The following is a 21,984-nucleotide window of genomic DNA, read 5'->3' as shown; positions in this document are numbered from 1 at the left end:
CTGAGGCTAACCATGACAATAAATCCACAGCCCCTCGAAACGATCGAATTCGCCTCGCGTGATGAGATTGAAGCGTTGCAGTTGGCGCGTTTGAAGTGGACGCTGCACCACGCCTACGACAATGTGCCGATGTACAAGCGCAAGTTCGATCAGGCGGGCGTACACCCCGACGATCTTAAGCAGCTGAGCGATCTGGCGCGCTTCCCCTACACCACCAAGCAGGATCTGCGCGACAACTACCCGTTCGACACCTTCGCGGTGCCAATGGAGCAGGTGGTGCGCATCCACGCCTCCTCGGGCACCACCGGCCGCCCGACGGTGGTCGGTTACACCCAGCGCGACATCGATAACTGGGCCGATATCGTCGCCCGCTGCCTGCGCGCCGGCGGCGCCACCGCCAAAGACAAGGTGCACGTCGCCTACGGCTACGGCCTGTTCACCGGCGGCCTGGGGGCGCACTACGGCGCGGAACGGCTCGGCGCCACGGTGATCCCGATGTCCGGCGGGCAGACGGAACGCCAGGCGCAGCTGATCCTCGACTTCAAACCCGACATCATCATGGTGACGCCGTCCTATTGCCTGACGCTGATCGACGAACTGGAGCGCAAGATGGGCGGCGACGCGCGCGGCTGCTCGCTGCGGCTCGGCGTGTTCGGCGCCGAACCCTGGACCGAAGCCCTGCGCCACGAAATCGAATCCCGCATGGGCATCAAGGCGCTGGATATTTATGGCCTGTCGGAAGTGATGGGGCCGGGCGTGGCGATGGAGTGTCTGGAAAGCGGCGGCGGCCCCACCATCTGGGAAGACCACTTCCTGCCGGAGATCATCTGCCCGGAGACCGGCGTCGCCCTGCCGGACGGCGAGCACGGCGAACTGGTGTTTACCACCCTGACCAAAGAGGCGCTGCCGGTGATCCGCTACCGCACTCGCGATCTCACCCGGCTGCTGCCGGGGGACGCGCGCCAGATGCGCCGCATGGGCAAGATCACCGGCCGCTCCGACGACATGCTGATCATCCGCGGCGTCAACGTCTTCCCGTCGCAGGTGGAAGAGCAGATCATGCAGTTCGAGCAGCTGTCGCCGCACTATCAGCTGCAGGTCAGCCGCAGCGGGCATCTGGACACGCTGGCGGTGCGCGTCGAGCTGAAAGAATCGGCGCTCAGCCTCAGCCACCAGCAGCGTTGCGACATCTGCCACCAGCTGCGCCACCACATCAAATCGATCGTGGGCGTCAGCACCGACGTCAGCATCGCCAACTGCGGCGATATCCCGCGCTCGGAAGGCAAGGCGCAGCGCGTGGTCGATCTGCGGCCGCGCTGAGGCGCACGGCGTCACGGATGACGCCGCCTCAAATTAGGCGTAATGTTATGGCTCATCGAAGGCTAACCCATGGAAAAATATGGAACATAAACTGGATGAGTTCATTCGCCACGCCGTCGACGCGCAGCCGATCAGCGGCACCTCGCTGATCATTTCGCTGTACGGCGACGCGCTCAGCCACCGCGGCGGCGAAGTGTGGCTCGGCAGCCTGAGCGCGCTGCTGGAGGCCTTCGGCTTCGGCGATCGCTTCGTGCGCACCTCGGTGTTCCGCCTGCAAAAAGAAGGTTGGCTGGCGGTGGAGAAAATCGGCCGCCGCAGCTTCTACCGCGTGACCGAGCAGGGAATGCGCCAGTTCCGCCACGCCGAATCGAAGATCTATCTGCGCGAGCAGCCCGCCTGGGACGGCAAGTGGGAGCTGCTGCTGCTGGAATGCGCCGAAAAAAACGCGCGTGCGCGGCTGAAAAAAGAGCTGGGCTGGCTCGGGTTCGGGCAGATCGCCAACAATCTGATGGCCGCCCCCACCCATGCGCAGACCGACGTGACGGCGCTGCTCGGCGAACTGAACGCCAGCGAACAGGTGATCTACTTTCGCGCCGATTACCCCTACAACCGCTCCGAGCAAACCCTGCAGAAACTGGTGGCCGACTGCTGGTCGCTCAGCGACGTGGCGGCCGGCTATCACGAGTTTATCGTCTCCTTCCGGCCACTGATGACGCTGCTGCGCGAAGTCGACCCGGCGGCGCTGACGCCGCTGCGCTGTTTCCAGATTAAGCTATTATTGATTCACTTCTTCCGTCGCGTGGTGTTGAAAGATCCGCTGCTGCCGGATGCGCTGCTGCCCGCGCAGTGGGAGGGCCAAATCGCCCGCAACCTGTGCATCAATCTCTACCAGCAGGTCGATCGCGCCGCGACGGACTACGTCAGCGCGCTGGCGGAGACCACCATCGGCGCCCTGCCCGCGCCGGCCGCCGGTTACTATCGGCGCTTCGGCGGCCTGCCGCGCGACCCTACATATTAAGGAACTCACGCTATGCCTGTGTATCAGATTGACGGCCTGACGCCGGTCGTTGACCCCAGCAGTTACGTGCACCCGACGGCGGTGCTGATCGGTGACGTGATCGTCGGCAAACACGTGTATATCGGCCCGAACGCCAGCCTGCGCGGCGATTTTGGCCGCCTGGTGATTTGCGACGGAGCCAACATTCAGGACAACTGCGTGATGCACGGCTTCCCGCAGCAGGACACGGTGGTGGAAGAAGACGGCCATATCGGCCACGGCGCCATCCTGCACGGCTGCCGCATTCGCCGCAACGCGATGGTGGGCATGAACGCGGTGGTGATGGACGGCGCGGAGATCGGCGAGAACACCATCGTCGGCGCGATGGCGTTCGTCAAAGCCGCGGCGGTGATCGAAGCCAACAAGCTGGTGGTGGGCAGCCCGGCGCGCGTGCTGCGCGATCTGACCGAACAGGAGCTGGCCTGGAAGATTGCCGGCACCCGCGAGTATCAGGATCTGGTGCAGCGCTGCAAATCCTCGCTGCACGAAGTGGCGCCGCTGACCGAAATCGAACCGGGCCGCCAACGCCTGAGCTTCGGCGATCACCTGATCCCGAAAAGCCAGCTTTAATCCCCAGGGCTGAGGCGCGCCTCAGCCCCTCCCCGCATTACTCCACTTCCGGCGCCTTGAGCGGCGACGGCGCAGCCGCGCGGCGGCTCTGGAAGTGATAAGCCACCACCAGCAGCAGGGTGAACGGAATACCGAACCACAACGTCATGCGGAAGAATTCGGTAAACGCGGTCGAGATCATCAGCGCCGTCATCAGCCCGGCGCCCAGCAAGGTGGTATAGGGGAACCCCCACATGCGGAACTTCAGGTGAGTCTGCCGATGCCGGCGGCGGAAAAACAGGTGGGTGACAAAAATCATCAGCCAGGTAAAGCAGGCGCCATACACCGAAATAGACATCATGGCGGCAAACGACGTTTCCGGCGCCACCAAGCTCAGCACGATAGACACCACGATGCCGATGCACGACATCGCCAGCGCATTGACCGGAATGCCGCGCCGGCTGACGCGCCCCAACGCCGCCGGCGCCTGCCCGGCGCGCGACAGCGAGAACATCATGCGGGTGGTGATGTACAGCTGGCTGTTCATCGCCGACAGCGCCGCCACCAGCACGATAAAGTTGAAGATGCCGGCGGCGGCGGGCAGATGGATCACGTTCATCGCCATCAGGAACGGGCTTTCGCCGGTGCCGGACTGGCGCCAGGGCACGATGGCCAGCATCAGGGCGATCGACAGCATGTAGAAGATGAACAGCCGCACGATGGTGCCCTTGAACGCCGCCTTCACCGCAATCACCGGATTTTTCGCCTCGCCGGCGGCCACCGCGATCATCTCAATGCTCAGGTAGCTGAAGATGGACACGATCACCGCAAACCACATGCCCTTGACGCCAAACGGCATAAAGCCGCCGGCGGTCAGGTTGCGCAGGCCATAGGCCGGGTTGCCCGAGAACGCCAGAATGCCGATGCCGATCAGAATAAACGCCACGATCGCCGTCACTTTGACGGTGGACAGCGCGTATTCCACCTGGCCGAACGACTTCACGCCGATCACGTTAACGACGATCACCGCCGCCGAGAACAGCAGCACCCACGGCCAGGTCGGCGTCGCCGGGAACCAGAACTGCATGTACATGCCGATGGCGGTGACTTCGGTGCCCACCGCCAGCACCACGCAAGACCAGTAAGAATAACGCACCAGAAAACCGAACAGCGGGCCGAGATAGAATTCGGCGTAGTCGCCGAACGAGCCGGGCGTCGGGTGTTCGGAGGTCATTTCCGCCAGGCTGCCCATCAGCAGCAGCGCAATGACGCCGCCGATCAGGTAGCTCAGCAATACCGACGGCCCCGCCATCTGAATGGCGTAGGCGCTGCCGAGAAACAGCCCGGTGCCGATGGCGCCGCCGATCGCCAGCATCGACATCTGCCCGGCGGTAAGATGCTTGTTCAACCCGCCCTGGCGGCGGGCGATATGCTCAAAATCATTCATCTGTGGCATGGCTGGGTTCCCGAGCGGAGTTAGGCGGTGCGAGTGACGTCGAGGATCGCGGCGGTCACATAGTCGATGTTGCCGGGGTTAAGCCCCGGCAGACACATGCGGCCGGGCGAGACCAGATAGATGGCGTAGCGCTGCCGCAGGGTCTGCAACTGCGCTTCGTTCAGGCCGGTATAGCTGAACATGCCGCGCTGCTCGCGAATGCGCCGGTGGTCCAGCGAAGAGCCGCCCTGCGCCAGCCCGGCGGCCAGCTGTTCACGCATTTGCTTGATGCGCGAGCGCATTTCCGCCAGCTCATTGCGCCAAAGCCGGCCGAGTTCGGCGTCGCCGAGCAGGGTTTCCACGATCTGGCTGCCGTGCGTCGGCGGGCAGGAGTAGCTGCGGCGGATCAGCGTTTTTAACGCCCCTTTGACGTTGGCGGCATTTTCCGCATCGGCGCAGCGCACCGACAGCGCGCCCAGACGCTGGCCGTACAGCGCGACGTTTTTGGAAAACGAGTTGCAGACCAAAAACGGCAGATCGGTTTTCAGCGCTTCGCGCAATGCAAAGCAGTCCTCCTCCAGCCCATCGCCGAAGCCCTGATAGGCGATGTCGAACAGCGGCAGCAGGTTACGCCGCTGCAGCACGGCGAGCGTGGCGCGCCACTGCTCCGCCGTCAGATCGGTGCCGGTCGGGTTATGGCAGCAAGGATGCAGCAGGACTACGCTGCCGGGCGACAGGCTGTCCAACGCGTCGAGCATGGCGGCGAAACGCAGGCCGCCCGCCGATTCATCAAAGTAGGGATAGGTATTCACCCGCAGCCCGGCGCCTTCGAAAATCGCCCAGTGATTGGCCCAGGTGGGATCGGACACCCAAATTTCACCGCGCGCCAGAAAGTGGCGCAAAAAATCCGCCGCCAGCTTCAACGCGCCGGAGCCGCCGACGGTCTGCACCGTGGCGATCTCGGCCGCCTGTTGTTCACCGAACAGCAGCGTCTGCACCTGGCGAGCGAACTGCGGCGAACCTTCGATCGGCGGATAACCGTGCGGGCGACGCAGCGCCAGCAACCGCTGCTCGGCGGCCTCAACCGCCTGCATCAGCGGAATATTCCCCTGCCGATCGTAATAGAGCCCAATGCCTAAATTCACTTTGTTCGGATTGGGATCCTGCAAATAGGCTTCCATCAGCGACATAATAGGATCGGCGGCGGAAGGTGCAATCTGTTTAAACATGACGCATCCTTAACTCGTTATTGAATTAATATGAAGACTGACTTAAGAAGAAATTAAATCAGGCGATGGCGCTGACGGTAATTTCTATTTTCATTCCCGGCACCACCAAATTTTCGACAATGACCGTGGAGCGATTGGGATAAGGATAATTAAAGTATTTCCGGTAAATATCATCGAGTAATTTAACGTCGTTGACGTCGGTGAGATACACGATCACCTGCATCACCTTATCGCTGTGGCTGCCCGCCGCTTCCAGCGTCTGCGCCAGATTATCGAAGGTCAGCGTAATCTGTCGCTCCGGCGCGCCGGTGTCGATGCTGCCGTCCGCCCGCACCGGGCCGTGAGCGGTAAACAGCATGCCGCCGCCCCGGGTGGCCCAGGAAAAAGGCTGGCCGATCTCCGGCAGCCCGGTCTCTACGATCTCGCGCATGTCAGTGGTTCCCGTGGTGGTTAAGTTGGTGAAGCAGCGCGCCGTCGGCGGCGAACAACGCATCCAGAATGGTAAAATGATTGGCGCCGGGCACCGCGACCAGATCGGCCGGCAGCCCGCGTTGGCGCAGCGCCGCATGATAGTGTTGCGACTGACCTCTCAGTTCCGGCAGCTCCAATGCGCCGTAATACAGCGTAAGCGGTTTGCCGCGCGTCGGCAGGCGGCGCGCCGGGCTAAGCGTTTCAATTTGCCGCGCGCTCAGCTGCAGCGCCCGATTGACATAGCTTTGTTGCAACGGCGCCAGCTCGAACAGGCCGCTGATGGGAAAGACGGCATCCACCAACGCATGCTGCTGCCAGAGCGCCGCCAGATGCCCGCCGGCGGAATGGCCGCACAGATAAACCGGATGGGCGTAGTGCGGCGGCAGGCGGCGCTGAATGGCATCCAGCGCCATCCCGATCTGTCGGCATATTTCGTCGAGATCCACCGCGGGCGCCAGCGCATATTCCACCAGCACCACGTCAAAACCCAACGCCAACGGCCCGGCGGCGATAAAGGCGAAATCCGCCTTATCGCAGAATTGCCAATAGCCGCCGTGAATAAAAATTAACGTCCCCTGATGCTGCTTGGCAGAATAGAGCCAATCCAATGTTTCTCGTTCGCCGTTGCCATAAGCAATATTATTTTCATGGCGCGTCTGTTTATAAACAGACGCGCTGCGAGTTTGAAATGAAGTCAAAATAGCCGCTTCATTATCCACCGTGGCGCCGTTATCATAACTCCCCGCAAGTGGTTTCATATATTAAACTTCGTTTATCATTTAAAATGTAAATTAACTATTAGCACCGGCAAAATTATTGTCAAGACGGGCGCATCAGCAATGCGCGCCCGGTAAAATAAAACCTGATGAATAATGAAAAAGTTTAACCCATGAAACTTTTTGCGCTTATTTCCCCCGCCCGTCCGGCTGAATTTGCGGCAAGGCGCTGAGCCGTTCAAATGCATAATCCCAAAAGGCGCGCACCTTCAGCGGCATGTGCTGCGCCTGCTGCGCCACCAGCTGTACCGGCATCGGCAACGGCTCATGATCCGTCAACAGCCGCACCAGCGTACCGGCGGCCAAATCGTCCGCCACCTGATACGAGAGCAACCGGGCGACGCCCTTGCCGGCGCGCACCGCCAGCAGTTGCGCTTCCACGTCATTGAGCAACAGTCGGGGAGCCAATCGCACCCGTTCCCCGTTTTCCTGCGGGCCGAAGCGCCATTCGCGCAGCGACGGCCGCTGGGTGCCGACGATGGTGGCATGCTCCGCCAGCTGCGCCGGCGATCGCGGTTCACCGCAGCGCGCCAGGTAATCCGGGCTGGCGACCGTCACCCGGCTGACCTGTCCCAGCCGCCGCGCCACGCGGGAAGAGTCCTGCAGATGACCGATGCGCACCGCGATATCCAACCCTTCGTCAATCAGATCGAGATTGCGATCGTTCAACACCATTTCGATCTGCATCTGCGGGTAGTCATCGAGAAACGCCATCACCACCGGCGCCACGTAGCGGCGGCCGAACTGCACCGGCGAAGTAACGCGCAGCAAGCCGCTCAGCTGCGCTTCGGCGGTATCCTGCACCACCGCCTGATAATCCTGCAGCAGCTGTTGCGCGCGCTCCAACAGCCGCGCGCCCGCTTCGGTGGGTGCCAGCCGCCGGGTGGTGCGCTCCACCAGCCGGGTGCCGAAACGCTGTTCCAGTGCGGCGATCGCCCGGGTGATCGCCGGCGCCGAACGCCGCAGTTTGCGCCCGGCCGCCGCCAGGCTGCCCTGCTGCACCACCGCCACGAAGATGGCCAACTCGTCTAACCGATCCATAGACTCTTCCGATAAGTGAAATTATCAATTTCCACATTGCCGGATTCCGCTCATTCACCGCAAGAGTATGCTGAAAAAAAAGCACTGAGGAGAAACGCCATGTCCACCATCACACTCTACGGCACCCCGCTTTCCGGCCACGTTCACCGCGTAGCGTTGTTGCTGCGCATGCTGGCGCTGCCCTATGCATGGGTCGAAGCCTCGGCGGAGGTGCGGCAGAGCGCAGCCTTTCGCCGGCTCAACCCGTTAGGCCAGATCCCGGTCTTGCAGGATGGCGATCTGACGCTGGCCGACAGCAACGCCATTCTGGTCTATCTGGTGAAACGCTATGCGCCGGACAGCCACTGGCTGCCGGAACAGCCGGCCGCGGCGGCGCGGGTGCAGGCCTGGCTTTCCAAAGCCGCCGGTGAAGTTCGCTACGGCCCGGCCTCTTGCCGATTGATCGCCCAGTTCGCGGTGCCGGAGGACTATCAGGCGGCGCGGGCGGTCAGCGATCGTTTCCTGCCGCAGATGGAACAGCATCTGAGCGAGCGGGACTACCTGGCCAGCGAACACCCGACCATCGCCGATCTGGCCTGCCACAGCTACGTGGCGGTCGCGGCCGAAGGCGGCATTTCGCTGGCGCCTTACCCTGCGATACGTCGCTGGGCGGCGCGCATCGCTGCACTGCCCGGCTTCTTTGCCATGCCGGCCCTGCCGGAACCGGCGGGGAACTGACGCCATGATCCCGCAACTGTTCCATCCCGATGAGCTGCGCGCGCAGACGCTGGCCGGGTTTGGCGGCGTAGGCGGTGGCATCTACCCTGCGATGCCGGATCAGCACCGCGCGTTTTTCGCCGCGCTGCCCTACCTGTTCGTCGCCACGCTGGATGAACAAGGCTGGCCGATCGCCACCCTGTTCACCGGCCCGCCCGGATTTTTACGCACGCCGGACGACACGCACCTGCGTATCAGCGCGCCGCGTCGCAGCGACGATCCCGCCCAGGCGCTGTTGCTGCCCGGCAAACCGGTCGGCGCGCTCGGGCTGGATTTCAGCAACCGGCGGCGCAACCGCGCCAACGGCACCGTCGGCCGCACCGACAAAAACCGGGTGGAGATCGTCGTTCAGCAAAGCTTCGGTAACTGCCCGCAGTATATTCAGCGCCGTGAACTCTACCCGGTGGACAGCCGGCCACAGCCGGTTGAGCATTTAGCCTCGCTCGATGCGGCGGCGCAGGCGCTGATCCGCACCGCGGATACCAGCTTCGTTGCCAGCTGCGCGCACCTGGCACTGGCGCAGGGCGGCGTCGATATTTCCCATCGCGGCGGCCGCCCCGGCTTTATCCACCTGGAAGGTGACACGCTGTGGATGCCGGACTTTCGCGGTAACCGCTATATGAACACGCTGGGCAATCTGCTGGCCGAACCGCGGGCGGCGCTGCTGTTCATCGATTTTGAACGCGGTGACGTGCTGCATCTGCAAGGGGAAACGCAGATCCTCTGGCAAGCGCAGGGGCATCCCGGCGTTGAAGGCGCAGAACGCTATTGGCGGTTTGACGTTCGCCGCGCCTGGCGTTTTACGGCGGCGTTGCCGTGGCGGGGGCGTAATCTGGAGTATTCGCCGGCGACGCTGGCGACCGGGGTGTGGCAGCGCTGAAATGAAAAGCCCCGCTGCAGCGGGGCTGGTTCGGAAATTACAGGCTGTGTTCGGCCGCCGATGCGGCCTGATAAAGCTGACGAAAATAATTCAACCGCGCAAAGAACAGGCGGCTTTGCTGCTCCGACATATTGCCGGCCACCTGCCCGGCGTCAATCTGCCGCCCTTGCCATTCCATCAGAGCGATGCTCGACGCCAAAAAATCCATTTCGCTGCCGTAGGCCGCGAGATGTCTGTCCACTGATTTCATCATTCGCACACTCCTTTTAATTACATCGAAAAGGGTCATATGCCTGCTCTTTCAGTATCGGCCCGGTGAAGGATATTTTTTGTACAGAAGGTGCGCATAAAGAAAACCACCATCTTGTTGCCGCGTGGGCAAACGGCGGCGGCAAAATTTGCTAGGGTAAAGGGTAGCCGTATGGGATAGACCACTCTGTTGAACTCAGCAAAGGAAGAGACTCATGAGCACCAGTATCTGCGCTACCCTCAAGGATCCTACGCTGTTCCGCGAGGCCAACTACATCGACGGGCAATGGTTGCCGGCCCAGGAAGGCCGTTCGATCGCCATTCATAATCCCGCCAACGGCGAACGGATCGGCCACGTACCGGCCTTCGGCGCCGAAGAAACCGCACGCGCCATCGCCGCCGCCAAAAAAGCGCTGCCCGCCTGGCGCGCGTTGACCGCCAAAGAGCGCGCCGGCAAGCTGCGCCGGCTGTTTGAATTGATGATGGAAAATCAGGAAGATCTGGCGCGCATCATGACGGCGGAACAGGGCAAACCGCTGGCCGAAAGCCGCGGTGAAATCGCCTATGCCGCCTCCTTTATCGAATGGTTCGCCGAGGAAGGCAAACGGGTGTATGGCGACACCATTCCACAGCCCCAGGCCGGTCGCCGAATCATCGTGCAAAAAGAGCCGATCGGCGTGTTCGCCGCCATCACCCCGTGGAACTTCCCGGCGGCGATGATCACCCGCAAAGCCGGCCCCGGCTGGGCCGCAGGCTGCACCGGGGTGATCCGCCCCGCCAGCCAGACCCCGTTCTCGGCGCTGGCGATCGCCGTGCTGGCGGAGCGCGCCGGGCTGCCCGCCGGGGTATGCAACGTGATAACAGGCCCCAGCAAAGGCATCGGCGGCGAACTCACCGCCAACCCGGACGTGCGCAAACTCTCCTTCACCGGCAGCACCGAAGTCGGTGCGCAGCTGCTGGCCCAGTGTGCGCCCACCATCAAGAAAACCAGCATGGAGCTGGGCGGCAACGCGCCGTTTATCGTGTTTGACGACGCCGATCTGGACGCCGCCGTGGCCGGCGCTGTCGCCTCGAAATACCGCAACGCCGGCCAGACCTGCGTCTGCACCAACCGTTTTCTGGTGCAGGACGGCGTATACGATGCTTTCGCCGCCAAACTGAAAGCCGCCGTCGCCAAGCTGAAAGTCGGCAACGGCCTGGATGACGGCGTCACCATCGGCCCGTTGATTAACCCGGACGCGGTGGAGAAAGTGCGCGAGCATATCGCCGACGCCGTCGAGCACGGCGCCTCGGTGCTGCTGGGCGGCAAGCCTGACGCGCTGGGCGGCAATTTCTTCACCCCGACTATCCTGACCGATGTGCCGCGCACGGCGAAAATCTTCCGCGAGGAGACGTTCGGCCCGGTGGCGCCCCTGATCCGCTTCAGCCAGGAGGCCGACGCCGTCGAACTGGCCAACGACACGCCGTTCGGCCTGGCCGCTTACTTCTACAGCCGCGACATCGGCCGAGTGATGCGCGTGGCCGAAGCGCTGGAGTACGGCATTGTCGGCATCAACGAAGGGTTGATTTCCACCGAGGTGGCGCCGTTCGGCGGCATGAAACACTCCGGTTTGGGCCGCGAAGGATCAAAATACGGCATCGAGGACTATCTCGAAATCAAATACCTGTGCCTTGGCGGCGTGGATGCCTGATGCGGTCGCTATCCATATCGGCTGCCGCTGACGCGCGCAGAGGAAAGCGACCGCGTTAGTCCTCGCCTTCCTCGGCCCCTTCCTGGCTTGCCGGCTCCGCCTGCCTGTACGGAGCCGGTGAGCCAATCAGGCGTCCTGATTGAGTACGTTGCCGATAGCCTCCTCACACTGCAAGATATTATGGTGGTGACAAGCCAGCGGGATGACCCGCAGCCGCTCACAAACCACGCCCAGCCCGTTATCTTCCAGCGCCAGCAGCGGCGCCGTTATCGCCTCCGGCAACTGCGGGTTACCCTCCGTCGCCTTAAACAGCGTCACTTTCGTGGTCTGCAATCGGCGGCTCAGTCTTCCCTCTGACAGCCGCCGCTCCGCCTGCCCGGCGGCCATGGCGCGTGTCGCCGCCTCCCCCTCGATGCCCAGCGCTGGCAACAGTTGCTCCAGCGGCAGCTCCGCCGTGGTCTGCCGATAGAAACTGTCCAGCAGATACAGCTGCACGTTACGGCAGCCGCGCGCCTCCAGGCGAGCGGCGATCTCCAGCGCGATGATGCCCCCCAGCGACCAACCGAGAATGCGCACCGGCCCGGCACCTTGCAGCAGGCCGGCGGCAATCATGTCGTTCAGATACCGTTCGGCCAGCTCGCCGAGCGAGTCGATGGTCGGTTGATGGTAAAGATTGTGGTTATCTACGCCATAGCAATTGAGTCTCCCCTGCAACGGCTGAGCGAAAGCATGAAACGCCTCCGCGCCCACCAGCGCCGGGTGAATCATCCACACCGCGGGCACGCCGTCTGTCCGGCGGTTAAGCGGCATCACCAAACGGCGCTCGCTTGCGGCCAGCAGATTTTTCAGGGTGCGGCTTTGCAACAGCTGCACCACCGGCACCGGCGCGGCCATCAGCGCCCCCATGCCAACGCACAGGGAGATCGCCTTGATCGAGGTGCCGCCCAGCAGGAAGAAATCGTCCGTCATGCCGACCTGCTCGCACTGCAGCGCCTCCTGCCACAATGCGCACAACTGCTGCTCCAGCGCATTCGCGGGAGCGACATAGGCCTGCGGCTCATTCGCCGTCGGCGCCGGCAACGCCTTGCGATCCAGCTTGCCGCTGGAGTTGTACGGCAACGCTTCCAGCCGCACCAACGCCGCAGGCAGCATGTATAGCGGCAATTGCCCGCTCATAAAGGCCAGCAGCGCCGGCTCCTCCAGCGGCGCCTCACTGACGTAATACAGCGCCAGACGCTGCCGATGCGCCTCTGACAGCACCACGGCGCAGCAGGATTTGATCGCGCCGAACGCCAGCGCACATTGCTCGACCTCCCCCAGCTCGACGCGGTAGCCATTGATTTTCACCTGAAAATCCATACGGCCGAGGAACTCCAGATTGCCGTCCGGCAAATAGCGCCCGGCATCGCCGGTGCGATAAAGCCGCTCCCCCAATTCCGGATGGTAGATGAATTTTTCCTCGGTCAGCGATGGATTGCGGTAATAGCCGCGCGCCACGCCGGCCCCACCGATGTACTGCTCCCCCGGTAAGCAGGGCGGCAACACGCGCAGATGGCGATCCAGCACATAGAAACGCTGATGGGCCATCGCCCGGCCATAAGGCACGCTGGGCGCCAGGATCGGCGTTTGCGGAATATCATACAAAATCGACCAAATGGAGCTTTCGGTCGCGCCCCCGGCGCTGACTACCCGGCACCCTGGCCGCCATTGGCGAATGCGCGCCGGCAGTGAACGCGAGATCACCTCGCCCACCAGCACCACGTTGCGCAAATGCGGCCACTGCGCCTGCGACGCGGCGGACTCCAGCTGCTCCACCAGCAGCGTCATCACCGAAGGCGCGGAATTCCAGAAGGTCACCCCCTGAGTCATCAACAACCGATGCCAGGCCTCCGGCTGATAGCGTTCGGTTTCGGTCGGCATCACGATGGCGCCACCCACCGACAGCAGGCCGAAAATATCGAACACCGAAATGTCGAAGCTCAGCGCGCTGAGCGCCAACCCGCGATCGTCCGCGCCGAGTTCCAGCTGGTGCAAGGTATCGATGATGCTGTTCACCGCGCCGCGATGTTCTATCGCCACCCCTTTCGGCGTGCCGGTAGAACCGGAGGTGAAGATCACATAGGCCAGCGCGGAAGGCGCCGGCAAGACCGGCTCACCCGGCGCCGCCGGCGGTAACGCGTTGACCGCACCTTGCGGATCGATGGTCAATAGTCTGGCGTTACCGTGGGCCGCCCACGCCCGGCTGCTGAGGATAATCCGGGTCTGCGACTGCGCGACGATATCCAGGCGGCGGCGCTCCGGCCAGGCGCCGTCCAGCGGCAAATAGGCCTTGCCGGCCATCAGGATCGCCAGCACCGCAATGATTTGCGCCCGCCCTTTGTCCACCATCACCGCGATGGTGTCGGCGCGCATATCCGCATGCTCGCGCAGCTGCAACGACAGCGCCAACGCACGCCGATACAGCTCACCATAGTTCAGCTCACCCCATTCATCGACGATCGCCACCCGCTGCGGATCGCGCTCGGCCTGACGGATAAAATCATGATGGATGGCGCGTTCGAAATCGTAGGCCGGCGGACAGGATTGACGGAAAGCGCGCTGCCGCGCCGTTTCACTCGCCGATACCAGCGCCAACTGACTGACTCGCTGCTCCCCGTGATTGACGATCTGCGTGAGGATCGTCAGATAATACTCACCCAACAGCGCCAGCGTGGCCGGTGCAAACAGGGCGGTGGCATAGTTGAAGATCGCCCTGCCGCCTTGCGGCGCCAACTGTATGCTCAGCGTCAAATCGAATTTGGCCGCCTGATAGTGTGTCAACAGATCCTGCGGCGCCAGCCAGGCCGGCGCTTCACCCGCCTCTTCCAGCGCGAACAGCGTCTGAAACAGCGGATGGCGCGACAGATCGCGCGGCACCTGCAGCAGCTCAATCAACTGATCCAACGGTAAATTCTGATGCCGCTGCGCCTGCAGCACGCCGTCAAAGACCCGATGCACATAATCGTTCAGCGACGCCGCATCGTCTATTTGCGAGCGCAACGGCAGCGTATTGACGAAGAATCCGATCGCCGAGCGGGTCTCCGCCACCGGCCGGTTAGCGACCGGCGTGCCGACCAGAATGTCTTGCTGGCCGCTGAAGTAACCGAGCAGCAGATTAAAGGCCGCGAGATACAGCGCAAACGGCGTGACGCCTTGCCGCCGGGCGAACTGCGTCGCCTGCATCGTCAGGGCCTCCGGCAGCGCGATGACGTGATTGGCGCCGCGATGATCGAAGCGCGCCGGCCGCATGAAATCGAGCGGCATCTCCAGCGCCTGCCACCCATCCAGCGCTTGTCGCCAATACGCCTTCGCCTCATCCGCCAGCGCGGAGTCCAGCCAGCGCCGCTGCCAGACGGCATAGTCGCCATATTGCAACGGCAACGCCGCCAGCTCAGCCTCCCGCCCTTGCCGCTGCGCCTGATACAGCGCATCCAACTCCTGCAGCAGCACCGGCTGCGACCAGCCGTCAAACGCCAGGTGGTGCACCAGGATCAGGCTGTAAGTCACCCGCCCGCCATCAGGCTGCGCCACCTGGTAAACGCTCGCCCTGATCGGCAACTCCCTCTCCAGGGCAAACGGCCGATCGATATCCTGCCGCAGTCTGTCCGGCCAGCGCGCCGCCTCCAGCGCCACGCGCTCCAGCGAAAGCGTTTGTTCACAGGCTCGGGCAACGGCGAGTTGGGACGGCTGCTGGGCAATCAGGCTGTGTAACACCTGATGCCGGGCGACGACCGCCTGCAGACTGCGCTCGTAAGCCGTCAGACAGACCTCCTCGCCGAGACGGAACAGCATCGGCACATGATAAAGATTGCCGCCGCCGTTCAGGTTCTCGATAAACCACAGCTGCAGCTGCGAAGCGGAGAGCGGATACTCGCGCCGCCGCAGCGGCGGGATCGACATCGGCGCTGCGCCCTGCCCCTGCCGCAGCAACGCACGGCACAATGAACGGATCGTCGGGAACCGGCCCAGCTCGCTCAACGTCACCTCGCTCCCCAACCGCTGACCGATCTGGTAACAGGCCTGGATCGCCAGAAGGGAATTGCCGCCCAGCGAGAAGAAATTGTCCTCCACGCCGATATCCTGCCGCTGCAACAGATCGCGCCACACCGCCAGGCAAGCGTTCTCCCGCTCGTTCTGCGCCGCGACGAACTCGCGCGCCGTCCTTTTCGGCGGCGGCAACGCCTGTCGGGCTATCTTGCCGTTTTCGGTCAGCGGCAGCTGTGCCAGCTGCATCAGCGCCTGCGGCACCATGTAAGGAGGCAGTTGGCTGCTCAAATGCTGCGCCAAATCCTGCGGGGCGATCGCCTCATCGGCAACGAAGTAAGCGGCCAGACAGGGCTGAGGGTCGGTGACGAGCACGCAACAACAGGCGGTCACCCCCGGATAGGCAAGCGCGGCATGCTCTATTTCACCAAGCTCGATGCGGTAGCCGTTCAGCTTGACCTGCTGATCGAGACGCCCCAGAAACTCCACATTGCCGTCCTCGAGCCACCGACCCGCGTCGCCGGTGCGATACACCCGCTCCTGCAGCTCCTCATGCCAGAAGAAACTCTCGGCGGTGCGTTGCGGATCGCCGTAATACCCGCGCGCCAACCCTTCACCGGCCAGATAGATCTCCCCGCGCACGCCCGGCGCCGCGGGCCGTCGTCCGGCATCCAGAATGTAGCAACGCTGGTGCGGCAACGGTTTACCGTAAGGGATGCTGACCGAGCGAATTTTCTCGCCTCGCGGCACCTCATACAGCATGGTGAAGATCGCCGCCTCCGTAGCGCCGCCGGCGCTGCAGAAGCGGACGTGCGGCGCCCAGGCCTGGCAGCGTTCCGGCAGCGAGGTGGCGATCCAGTCGCCCCCCACCATCACCGCCCGCAGCGCCGGCGCAGGCCCAGCCGCCAGCCCCGCACCGTTTACATAGTCCAGCAACAGCTCCATCAGGGCCGGTGCGCTCAACCATTGCGTCACTCGATGTGTCATCATCAGCTGATACCAGGCTTGCGGATTGACCCGATCTCGCTCGGCCGGCATCACAACCGCGCCGCCCGCACTCAACGGGCTGAAAATATCGAAGATCGCCAGATCAAAGCTCAACGCGCTGAGCGCCAGGCTGCGATCCCGCTCGTTGAACCCGAAATACCGCCGAACGCCTTCCAGCATGTTCACCGCGCTGCGATGTTCGATCGCCACGCCCTTGGGCGTGCCGGTTGAGCCCGAAGTGAAAATGATATAGGCCAGACTGTCAGGACCGGCCTCCACCGCCGGCAGACGCCTCTCCGGCAGCGGCAACTGCGCCGCCAGCCCGCCGGCATTCAGTTCGACCAGGTTGATCTCGTCGCAGGCCCAGGGCGCATCGCTGAGCAACGTATTGATGCCGGCCTGCGCCATCACCTTCAGCCGCCGCTGCGGCGGCCATGTCGCCTCCATCGGCAAAAACGCCTTGCCGCACATCAGCGCCGCCAACAGGGCGATCGGTTGCCGGCGCCCCTTGTCGGCGACAACGGCGATGGCGTCGCCGGTCATCTTGCCCTGCACACGCAGTTGAGTGGCCAGCGTTAACGCCGCCTCATGCAGTTCGCCGTACGTCATTTCCCCCTGCGCGTCGATCACCGCGACGGCCTGCGGATTGCGCAGCGCATGCCGCACGAAGTCCTGTTGCAGGCAGCGTTCAAACGCATAGCTAAAGGCCGGCGCCGCAGGCAGCGCCGGGCTCTGCGGCTGCAGACGTATATTTTCCAGCGGCCAGTCATTGTGGCGCGCCATCTGTTGCAATAGGGCGAGATAGTAGCCGGCCAGCCGATCCATCGACGCTTTGCTGAACAGCGCCGACGCGAAGTTGAAGCGCGCGCGCATCTGCTCCCCCTGCAGCGTCAGCGTGAGCGTCAGATCGAACTTGGCGGTGCGCTCATCAGCGCTCAAATCGACCACCGACAGCCAGTCCGGACGCGCCGGTGCGCCGCTCTCGCCCTCCAGCGCGAACATGACCTGGAACAGCGGATGCCGCGAAAAGTCGCGCGGCAGCGCCAGAGCGTCCACCAGCGCCTCCAGCGACAGCGTCTGGTGCTGCTGCGCCCGCAGCGTCGTGGCTGCAACCTCTCGCACAAATTCGGCGACGCCCTGACGCGGGTCGATCTGCCGGCGTAAAGGCAGCGTATTGACAAAGAATCCGATCAGATCCTCCAGCTCAGGGCGATTACGGTTCGCCAGCGGCGTGCCCACCATAACATCGTTCTGACCGCTGTAGCGGGACAGCAGCAGCATGAACCCCGCCAGCATCACGGCATGCAGCGTCACGCCCTCTCGGCGCGCCAACGCCTCCAGCGCCTTCACCAGCGCCGCCGGCAGCGGCACTTCGCTGTTGTCACCGCGTACGTCGAAGACCGCCGGCCGCAAAAAATCCACCGGCAGCGAGAGCGGCTGCCAGCCCGCCAACTCTCGCCGCCAAAAGGCCAATTCATCGGCCCGGCGCTGCGCATTTTCCGGCGCTTGTTGCCAGCAGGCATAGTCGAGGTATTGCAGCTCGGGCTCCGGCGGCGCAGGCGGCGCGCCCCGATAGCGCGCGTCCAGTTCCTGCAGCAACACCTCAAGCGACCAGCCGTCAAAGACGATGTGATGGAACACCAACAGGCAAACGGCCGTTTCCCCGCCCGCCGCATCGCGGTAACGATAGCGCGTGGCGCGCAGCGGCAGCTCGCGCGTCAAATCCATCGGCCGGCTGCAGGCCTGCGCCAGCGCCATGTCAAACTCAGCGCCGCTCACCGTCAGCAAAGGCACCGGCAGCACGGCGTCGCTAACCCACTGGCTGGCTTCGCCCCGCTCATTCTGGCGAATCAGGCTACGCAGGATCTGGTGGCGTTCGACGATCGCCTGCAGACAGTCCGCAAACCGTTGGTCATCGATGTCCGGCGCCAACCGCAGCAGCACCGGCGACAGATAGTGCGTGGCGCCCGCCGACAGTTGCTGAACAAACCACAATCGCGACTGCTGAAGCGACAGCGGCCCCTCCCGCAGCCCGCCGGCGAGGATGGGCGGCTCATCCGACGGCGCCTGCCGTTGAGCGGCGATATGCTCGCTCAGCGCGGCCACCGTCGGATGCTGATTCAACGTCAGCACCGAGATCTTCGCCCCCGGCAGTTTATTCACTTCGTGACACAGCCTGATGGCCATAATGGAGTTGCCGCCGAGGCGGAAGAAGTTGTCGTCCATGCCGACATGGCCGCCCAGCAGCCGATTGAACAATGCAGAAAGCTGAGTCTCCAGCGGCGTGCCCGGTTGGCGAAACGCCGTTTGCCGCTCGACCGGCAGCGGTTCCGGCAATGCCCGGTAATCGACCTTGCGGCTCACCGTCAGCGGCAGCGCCGACAGCGCCGACAGCGCCGACGGCAACATATAATGCGGCAGCTGCGCCGCCAGACGTTGCAAGATGTCGCCGGCCTGCGGCGTCGCGCCGGGCTTCGGCACATACCAAGCCGCCAGTTGGTCCGTCGTGCCGGGGCGCAGGGTCACCACCGCCTCGGCCACCTCGGGCAGCGCGCGCAGCTGCATTTCGATCTCGCCCAACTCGATGCGATAGCCGTTGATCTTGATCTGTTGGTCGTGTCGTCCGAGATAGTCCAGGCTGCCGTCGGCCAAGCGCCGCACCCGATCGCCGGTGCGATACAGGCGCCGGTAAGGCTCACGCAGTTCAAAAGGATTGGCGACGAATGCGGCTTCCGTCAGCGCCGGCAGGTTCAGGTATCCGCGCGCCAGGCCGACGCCGGCCAGACACAGCTCGCCCTCCGCCCCCAGCGGCAGCAGATTGTCATGCTCGTCAACCACATAGCAACGCATATTGGCGATGGCGTGGCCGATATTGCGCGCGCCGTTGCGGCGATAAATATTCAGACTGACGCTGACCGAAGCCTCGGTCGGGCCGTACAGATTGGCAACCTGCATGCCGCAGGCCAGGTAATGGTCGAGCGCCTCCTGCGCAGTCGCCTCGCCGCCGGTCGCGAGATAGCGCACCGAAGCCGGCAGGTCAGGCAAGGTGCCAAGCAGCGCCGGCGGCAGGAAACAGGCTTCGATGCCCCAGGCCGCCATTTGGCCGCACAACAGTGCCGGATCGCGCCGCGGAGCCTCGCCCGCGATGAACAGCCGGTGGCCGTTGTTCAGGGCTATGAACACTTCAAACACGTGCGCATCAAAGGCCAGCGACGCGAACTGCAGGCAGTTGAGCGCGCCCGATTCATTGCGCAGCAAACGCTGCGTATGGCCCCGCACCATGTTGGCCGCGCCCCGGTGTTCACACAGCGTGCCTTTCGGCCGCCCGCTGGTGCCGGAGGTGTAAATCACGTAGGCCAATTGCCGGGCTTCGACATTCGGCAGGCTCGCGGCATCCGCATCAACAAGCGATTCATCCGCCGCCAGGCAAACGCCGTCCGGCGCCAGTCGCTGCGCCGCCTCTTGCAATACGCTTTCCGTCAGGACGATGGGGCTGTTCACCTCTTGCAGAATATATTCCAGGCGCTGCGCCGGCGCCGCGGGATCCAGCGGCACATAGGCGCCGCCCGCCTTCATGATGGCCAGCATCGCCACCACCGCTTCCGCGCTGCGCTGCAGATACAGCGGGATCAGCGTCTCTGGCGGCATGGCGGCGCCGCGCAACCGGCGATATTCTTCCCGCAGCCGTAACGCCAGGCGATCGCTGCGCTGCGCTAGTTGGCGGTAACTCAGCGAACCGTTGGCATCGGTTACGGCGATGCGTTCCGGATGACGGCGCGCCTGGCGGGCCACGCCGTCGAGCAGTGTCGCCCCTGGGTCGGCCGTGTCCGGCTCGCTCTCCCAGGCGTCGCGGCAGCGTAAAACCTGCTGCGCCGTGAGTTGCGGCCACGCGGCTATCGGTGCGTCCGGTTCGGTTAGCGCACGCTGCAATAGCCCGAGATACTGCTCCGCCATCTCCGCCATTTGCGTGGCGTCGAACAGATCGGGCCGATAACGCAGGCGAAACTCAAAGGCCTGCTCGGTCGGCTGATACTCCAGCAGCAGTTCCGAACCGGCCAGATCGACGTTGTAACGGTGATTGACGCCGATGCGGCAACCGTCAAGCGCCAGCGGCGCATCTTTCAGGTAAGCCTGGGTGAAATTGACATTCAGCTCGCGCACCGGGCTGAGGTTCAGCATGTCATAAACCGGCAATTGGCTGTGCCGCAGCTTGCCCGTCGCCTTGAGCGCTTTGCTGTAGGCCAGCGTCGTGCGGTACAACTGGTTGAACGTGGCTTCCGGGGCGAGCGTTAAGGGAAACACTGCGGTGTTGACCTGGGCGCCGAAGAACAGCGGCTCGCCGCCGTCCGGCGCGACGGGATAACCGATATGCACCGTGTCCTGCGCGGATTGCCGGGCGATCAGCAACGCCCACAGCGTTTTGAATATCAGGAATGGGTTGGCATACCTGACGCCGGACTTCAGCGCCTGCCACTCGGCGAACGGCAACGTAAAGCGCACTTCGCCGGCGCCGGGTGCTTCGGGGACTTCGCCGGGGAGATAAGGCAACGCTACCCGCGGGGCGCATTCGGCCAACCGGTCGCCCCAGAATGACGCGGAAGCGAAGTCCTGCTTCAACGCCGCGATATCCGCCTCATAGCGCCGGTACAATCGACAAATGTCCGTTTCATCCGCCTGCGGCGGCGCCACGGCCGCCCCGCGATTGTAATAGGCGGAAACGGCGTTGTAGAACTCCTGGCCGGACAGGCCGTCGATCAGGATGTGATGAACGACAATGATCAAATTATAGCGCTGCGGCGCCAGCTCAATCAGGTAGAAGCGGCACAGCGGCCCCTCCCGGAGATCGAACGGCGTATTGATTAATTTGCCGACATCGCAATCGGCATCAAGCGTTTCCAACGCAATTTTCTTCTCCGTCTTTACCCAGCGTAATTGCGGTGAGCTGTCGTCGAGGACATGGTGAAACAGAATATAGTCCCGGCACACCCCGTCGACCGCCGCGCGCAGTCGATCGACGTCCAGCGCCCCCTCAATGGTCTGATCCAGCACCAGGTTGTACTCGCAGGAGCGTGGATTGAGGACGTATTCATTCCAAAACGTGTGGGTATAGGGTGAAGCGATGATCGCGCCCATGAATCAATTCCCTTTTAATATATTCCAACAATATATGAATAGATATTTATGCATGACATAAATACCGTGACGGTTATGCGACTGAGCTGTTAGGTGAAAACTTAAAAAACGTTAGAGCGAATATTATTTTATTTTTGTAAAAAATAAAGACACAAAAAAACAAATAAAATAAATCCAATAAAAACAATACAATAAAAAACAACTTATCATTTCAAAATGATTATTTATTTTTCATTCATAAATAAAATAACTATTGTAAACAAATTAAAAACAAAGATAGGAATATATCTAACATAAATAGATTTAATTTAAAGGCATCGCAGGAAAAACGATAAAAAAGAGAATCTTCTTAAATGAAAACACGCATCTTTCAGTTGCGCTATTCCA

At 62.7% G+C, this 21,984-nt stretch carries 13 protein-coding genes; 6 read left to right on the top strand and 7 right to left on the bottom strand.

Annotated elements, in window-relative coordinates:
* The first annotated feature begins 12 nt into the window (after positions 1–12).
* From paaK to paaY, 3 genes are all read left to right on the top strand, one after another.
* Complete coding sequence (gene paaK, locus ACJ8OK_RS02520; protein ID WP_004935199.1) at positions 13–1,320, top strand: phenylacetate--CoA ligase PaaK; 1,308 nt, start codon at positions 13–15, stop codon at positions 1,318–1,320.
* Positions 1,321–1,399: 79 nt separating this feature from the next.
* A complete protein-coding gene (paaX, locus tag ACJ8OK_RS02515) occupies positions 1,400–2,338 on the top strand; it encodes a phenylacetic acid degradation operon negative regulatory protein PaaX (RefSeq protein ID WP_033632684.1) in 939 nt (312 codons plus the stop codon).
* A 12-nt stretch (positions 2,339–2,350) separates the two neighbouring features.
* Positions 2,351–2,947, top strand: a complete 597-nt coding sequence (gene paaY / locus ACJ8OK_RS02510) for a phenylacetic acid degradation protein PaaY (RefSeq protein ID WP_021505794.1) — start codon at positions 2,351–2,353, stop codon at positions 2,945–2,947.
* A 37-nt stretch (positions 2,948–2,984) separates the two neighbouring features.
* Here the strand turns inward: paaY and ACJ8OK_RS02505 are convergent, their stop codons facing one another.
* The 5 genes from ACJ8OK_RS02505 to ACJ8OK_RS02485 all read right to left on the bottom strand — a co-directional run bounded on the left by ACJ8OK_RS02505 (position 2,985) and on the right by ACJ8OK_RS02485 (position 7,878).
* Positions 2,985–4,382: an amino acid permease gene (locus ACJ8OK_RS02505; protein WP_021505795.1), complete on the bottom strand. Its 1,398-nt coding sequence runs from the start codon at positions 4,380–4,382 to the stop codon at positions 2,985–2,987.
* 20 nt (positions 4,383–4,402) lie between these two features.
* Positions 4,403–5,590: an amino acid aminotransferase gene (locus tag ACJ8OK_RS02500; RefSeq protein WP_085336722.1), complete on the bottom strand. Its 1,188-nt coding sequence runs from the start codon at positions 5,588–5,590 to the stop codon at positions 4,403–4,405.
* A gap of 58 nt (positions 5,591–5,648) precedes the next feature.
* Entirely contained in the window at positions 5,649–6,020 is a 372-nt protein-coding gene (locus tag ACJ8OK_RS02495; protein ID WP_442530372.1) for a RidA family protein, read from the bottom strand.
* A gap of 1 nt (position 6,021) precedes the next feature.
* Positions 6,022–6,819 carry an alpha/beta hydrolase gene (locus ACJ8OK_RS02490; protein ID WP_048324116.1) on the bottom strand — a complete coding sequence of 266 codons (798 nt, stop codon included), beginning with the start codon at positions 6,817–6,819 and terminating at the stop codon, positions 6,022–6,024.
* A gap of 147 nt (positions 6,820–6,966) precedes the next feature.
* Entirely contained in the window at positions 6,967–7,878 is a 912-nt protein-coding gene (locus tag ACJ8OK_RS02485) for a LysR family transcriptional regulator (RefSeq protein WP_033632680.1), read from the bottom strand.
* A gap of 99 nt (positions 7,879–7,977) precedes the next feature.
* On the opposite strand from ACJ8OK_RS02485, the gene ACJ8OK_RS02480 reads away from it, so the two are divergent.
* Together ACJ8OK_RS02480 and ACJ8OK_RS02475 are read left to right on the top strand one after the other, a co-directional pair.
* On the top strand, positions 7,978–8,595 hold the full coding sequence (locus ACJ8OK_RS02480; RefSeq protein ID WP_048324118.1) for a glutathione S-transferase family protein: 618 nt from the start codon (positions 7,978–7,980) through the stop codon (positions 8,593–8,595).
* A gap of 4 nt (positions 8,596–8,599) precedes the next feature.
* Positions 8,600–9,514 carry a pyridoxamine 5'-phosphate oxidase family protein gene (locus ACJ8OK_RS02475; protein WP_033632678.1) on the top strand — a complete coding sequence of 305 codons (915 nt, stop codon included), beginning with the start codon at positions 8,600–8,602 and terminating at the stop codon, positions 9,512–9,514.
* Between the two features lie 37 nt (positions 9,515–9,551).
* On the opposite strand, the gene ACJ8OK_RS02470 is transcribed toward ACJ8OK_RS02475, so the two are convergent.
* Positions 9,552–9,767 (bottom strand): glycogen synthase, encoded by a 216-nt coding sequence (locus ACJ8OK_RS02470; protein WP_004935234.1) that lies wholly within the window; start codon positions 9,765–9,767, stop codon positions 9,552–9,554.
* Between the two features lie 211 nt (positions 9,768–9,978).
* Here ACJ8OK_RS02470 and gabD point away from each other — a divergent pair, with 211 nt between their 5' ends.
* Positions 9,979–11,454, top strand: a complete 1,476-nt coding sequence (gene gabD / locus ACJ8OK_RS02465; RefSeq protein ID WP_015378365.1) for an NADP-dependent succinate-semialdehyde dehydrogenase — start codon at positions 9,979–9,981, stop codon at positions 11,452–11,454.
* A gap of 126 nt (positions 11,455–11,580) precedes the next feature.
* Here the strand turns inward: gabD and ACJ8OK_RS02460 are convergent, their stop codons facing one another.
* Positions 11,581–21,597, bottom strand: a complete 10,017-nt coding sequence (locus ACJ8OK_RS02460; RefSeq protein WP_442530371.1) for an amino acid adenylation domain-containing protein — start codon at positions 21,595–21,597, stop codon at positions 11,581–11,583.
* Positions 21,598–21,984 lie beyond the last annotated feature (387 nt).

Source organism: Serratia sp. CY71090, from assembly GCF_052166845.1.
Classification (GTDB): domain Bacteria; phylum Pseudomonadota; class Gammaproteobacteria; order Enterobacterales; family Enterobacteriaceae; genus Serratia; species Serratia nematodiphila.
The sequence above is the reverse complement of the archived record's forward strand: the minus strand, read 5'-3'. Positions and strand labels throughout refer to the sequence as shown.

Bases quoted from the DNA above. Each gene is read 5' to 3' on its own strand.
- paaK (WP_004935199.1), top strand. From the start codon at position 13: ATGACAATAAATCCACAGCCCCTCGAAACGATCGAATTCGCCTCGCGT.
- ACJ8OK_RS02500 (WP_085336722.1), bottom strand. From the start codon at position 5,590: ATGTTTAAACAGATTGCACCTTCCGCCGCCGATCCTATTATGTCGCTG.
- gabD (WP_015378365.1), top strand. From the start codon at position 9,979: ATGAGCACCAGTATCTGCGCTACCCTCAAGGATCCTACGCTGTTCCGC.
- ACJ8OK_RS02470 (WP_004935234.1), bottom strand. From the start codon at position 9,767: ATGATGAAATCAGTGGACAGACATCTCGCGGCCTACGGCAGCGAAATG.
- ACJ8OK_RS02460 (WP_442530371.1), bottom strand. From the start codon at position 21,597: ATGGGCGCGATCATCGCTTCACCCTATACCCACACGTTTTGGAATGAA.
- ACJ8OK_RS02480 (WP_048324118.1), top strand. From the start codon at position 7,978: ATGTCCACCATCACACTCTACGGCACCCCGCTTTCCGGCCACGTTCAC.
- paaX (WP_033632684.1), top strand. From the start codon at position 1,400: ATGGAACATAAACTGGATGAGTTCATTCGCCACGCCGTCGACGCGCAG.
- paaY (WP_021505794.1), top strand. From the start codon at position 2,351: ATGCCTGTGTATCAGATTGACGGCCTGACGCCGGTCGTTGACCCCAGC.
- ACJ8OK_RS02475 (WP_033632678.1), top strand. From the start codon at position 8,600: ATGATCCCGCAACTGTTCCATCCCGATGAGCTGCGCGCGCAGACGCTG.
- ACJ8OK_RS02505 (WP_021505795.1), bottom strand. From the start codon at position 4,382: ATGCCACAGATGAATGATTTTGAGCATATCGCCCGCCGCCAGGGCGGG.
- ACJ8OK_RS02485 (WP_033632680.1), bottom strand. From the start codon at position 7,878: ATGGATCGGTTAGACGAGTTGGCCATCTTCGTGGCGGTGGTGCAGCAG.
- ACJ8OK_RS02495 (WP_442530372.1), bottom strand. From the start codon at position 6,020: ATGCGCGAGATCGTAGAGACCGGGCTGCCGGAGATCGGCCAGCCTTTT.
- ACJ8OK_RS02490 (WP_048324116.1), bottom strand. From the start codon at position 6,819: ATGAAACCACTTGCGGGGAGTTATGATAACGGCGCCACGGTGGATAAT.